General features: G+C 71.9%; 2 protein-coding genes and 1 pseudogene. All 3 read right to left on the minus strand.

What is annotated here, in order from left to right; genetic code table 11:
- Positions 1–449 (minus strand): amino acid permease (locus tag IH13_RS0119910; protein ID WP_037841854.1); only part of this gene is annotated, 449 nt, incomplete at its 3' end.
- A 372-nt stretch (positions 450–821) separates the two neighbouring features.
- Positions 822–2,738 carry a 1-deoxy-D-xylulose-5-phosphate synthase gene (gene dxs, locus IH13_RS0119915; protein WP_031086319.1) on the minus strand — a complete coding sequence of 639 codons (1,917 nt, stop codon included), beginning with the start codon at positions 2,736–2,738 and terminating at the stop codon, positions 822–824.
- A 324-nt stretch (positions 2,739–3,062) separates the two neighbouring features.
- Positions 3,063–3,272, minus strand: a pseudogene (locus tag IH13_RS42505) (hypothetical protein); the annotation flags it as partial.

The following is a 3,272-nucleotide window of genomic DNA, read 5'->3' on the forward strand; positions in this document are numbered from 1 at the left end:
GGTCCGGACAGCACCGCGGGCATCGACCAGCCGATGTTGTCCATGAGCGAGCGCACGTAGCCGGACCATCCGACCGCCACGACCGCCGTCCCCAGGGCGAACTCGAGTACCAGGTCCCAGCCGATGATCCAGGCGACGAGTTCGCCGAGCGAGGCGTACGAGAACGTGTACGCGGACCCCGCCACCGGCACGGTCGAGGCGAACTCGGCGTAGCACAGCGCCGCCAGGGCGCAGACGATGCCGGCAACGACGAAGGCGAGGGCGGTGGCGGGCCCGGCCGTCTCCTTGGCGACCTTGCCCGTGAGGACGAAGATCCCCGTGCCGATGACCACCCCGACCCCGAACACCGTGAGGTCGAGCGCGGAGAGGGACTTCTTCAGGGCGCGCTCGGGTTCCTCCGTGTCCCTGATCGACTGTTCGACCGATTTCGTCCGGAACAGTGTGCTCATCGGTCAGCCTCCGTGACGTCCGTCGCCGCACCTCGCGTTACCCGCATCACGGTCATGATCGAGAGGGCACGCGGCCGAAGGGCGGCGGGGCGGGGCGATTCACCCGATGGGCCCCGGGAGAGGGAAACGCACTCGGCCGAACGGCGGTGTACGAGGGTGTAGGGGGTGGGAGCACCGCACGCACCGGAGGGCCGGGCGGTCAGGGCCGTACGCGAGCCACCGTGGGCACCGGACGCGCGGAGAGGACGGCGCCGGGCGCCGTACGCGTCGTACGGCAAGCCCCGGCGCCGCCTACGCACAGGGGGCCGGCCCCGGACACGGACGCGCCCCCACGGCCGGGCGGGCCGAGGGGGCGCGGTCGCCGAGCGCCCGTCAGTCGCGGACCGGGGCCGCGGCGGCGCGGCTCTCGTAGCGGCCGTCGAGCTTGGCGACCAGACCGGTCACCTGGCGGGCGATGTCCGGCGCCGTCAGCCCGATCTCGGCCATGACCTCCTTGCGGGAGGCGTGGTCCAGGAAGACCGGCGGGATGCCGAAGTCGCGCAGCGGTACGTCGACGCCCGCGTCGCGCAGCGCCTGGGCGACGGCGGAGCCGACCCCGCCGACCCTGCTGTTGTCCTCGACGGTGACGACGACCCGGTGCTGCGCGGCGAGCGGGGCCATCGCCTCGTCGACGGGCTTGACCCAGCGCGGGTCGACCACGGTGGTGGAGATGCCCTGCGCGTCGAGCAGTCCGGCGATCTCCAGGCACATCGGGGCGAGCGCGCCGACCGAGACCAGCAGGACGTCCGGGGCGTCCGTGCCCGCCGTACGCAGGACGTCCATGGAGCCGACCGTGCCGACGGCCTTGACCGCCGGGCCGACCGCGCCCTTGGAGAAGCGGACCACGGTCGGGGCGTCGTCGACGTCCACGGCCTCGCGGAGCTGGGCGCGGACCTGGTCGGCGTCGCGCGGGGCGGCGATCCTGAGGCCGGGTACGCACTGGAGGATCGACATGTCCCACATGCCGTTGTGCGAGGCGCCGTCCGTGCCGGTGATCCCGGCGCGGTCCAGGACGAAGGTCACGCCGCACCGGTGCAGGGCGACGTCCATGAGGACCTGGTCGAAGGCGCGGTTGAGGAAGGTGGCGTAGACCGCGAAGACGGGGTGCAGACCACCGGTGGCGAGGCCCGCCGCGGAGACCGCGCCGTGCTGCTCGGCGATGCCCACGTCGTAGATGCGGTCCGGGAAGGCCTCCTCGAACTTGCCGAGCCCCACGGGCTGGAGCATGGCCGCCGTGATGGCGACGACGTCCTCGCGCTCGTGGCCCAGCTTGACCATCTCCTCGCCGAAGACCGACGTCCAGTCCAGTCCGGAGGTGGAGGTGGGCAGCCCGGTGTCCGGGTGGATCTTGCCGACGGCGTGGAAGCGGTCCGCCTCGTCCTGGAGGGCGGGGGTGTAGCCGCGGCCCTTCTCGGTGATGCAGTGCACGATGACCGGGCCGCCGAAGCGCTTGGCCCGCTGCAGGGCGGACTCCAGGGCCTCGATGTCGTGGCCGTCGATGGGGCCGACGTACTTCAGGCCGAGGTCCTCGAACATGCCCTGCGGGGCGATGAAGTCCTTGAGGCCCTTCTTGGCGCCGTGCAGGGTCTCGTAGAGCGGCCTGCCGACGACGGGCGTGCGCTCCAGGATGTCCTTGCCGCGGGCCAGGAAGCGTTCGTACCCGTCCGTCGTGCGCAGGGTGGCGAGGTGGTTGGCGAGGCCGCCGATGGTCGGGGCGTAGGAGCGCTCGTTGTCGTTGACGACGATGACGAGGGGGCGGTCCTTGGCGGCGGCGATGTTGTTCAGCGCCTCCCAGGCCATGCCGCCGGTGAGCGCGCCGTCGCCGATGACGGCGACGACGTGGTCGTCCTTCTTCCGTACCTCGTTGGCCTTGGCGAGGCCGTCGGCCCAGCCGAGCACGGTCGAGGCGTGCGAGTTCTCGATGACGTCGTGCTCGGACTCGGCGCGGGACGGGTATCCGGAGAGCCCGCCCTTGCTCTTGAGCTTCGAGAAGTCCTGCCGGCCGGTGAGCAGCTTGTGCACATAGCTCTGGTGGCCGGTGTCGAAGAGCACCTTGTCCTGCGGGGACTCGAACACGCGGTGCAGGGCGATGGTCAGCTCGACCACGCCCAGGTTGGGGCCGAGGTGGCCGCCGGTCTTGGAGACCGCGTCGACGAGGAAGGTCCGGATCTCCTCGGCCAGCTGGTCCAGCTGCTCGAGGCTGAGCCGGTCCAGGTCACGCGGTCCCCCGATGCGGGTCAGCAGGTCCACCCGTGCCTCCTTGCGTTTGAGCTGATCGAGCTTGCCGATCCGATGAGTCTAATGTTCCCCGGGCGGCCCCGGGCATCGGGCGGGGGTTTGCGCCGTCCCCCGGGCCTCGTCGCCCGGCGCCCGGCGCGCCGCGCGGCAGGTCGCGCCGGGTGGCCCCTCCCCGGGCACGTGTCCGATCCCACCCGGGTGTCGCCGGGGACGGGCACACAGCGGTGCCCGGCGCCTGTCCGAGGCGCCGGGCACCGCTGTTCCGACCGGGGTTCCCCCGTACGCGGTCCGGGCGGGCCCGGAAGCCGGGCCGGTCCGCGTACGGGGGGGGAGCGGCTAGGCGCGGCCCGCGGTCTTCTGCGTCTTACGGCTGATGGAGTCGATGACCACCGTGGCGAGGAGCACGGCACCCGTGACCATGTACTGGATCGGGGTGGCGATGCCCTCCAGGGCGAGGCCGTACTGGATCGAGACGATCACCATGACGCCGAGCAGGGCGTTCCAGGTGCTGTCTCTTATACACATCTCTGAGCGGGCTGGCAAGGC

The organism is Streptomyces sp. NRRL WC-3549 (assembly GCF_000721935.1).
Taxonomy (GTDB): Bacteria; Actinomycetota; Actinomycetes; order Streptomycetales; family Streptomycetaceae; genus Streptomyces.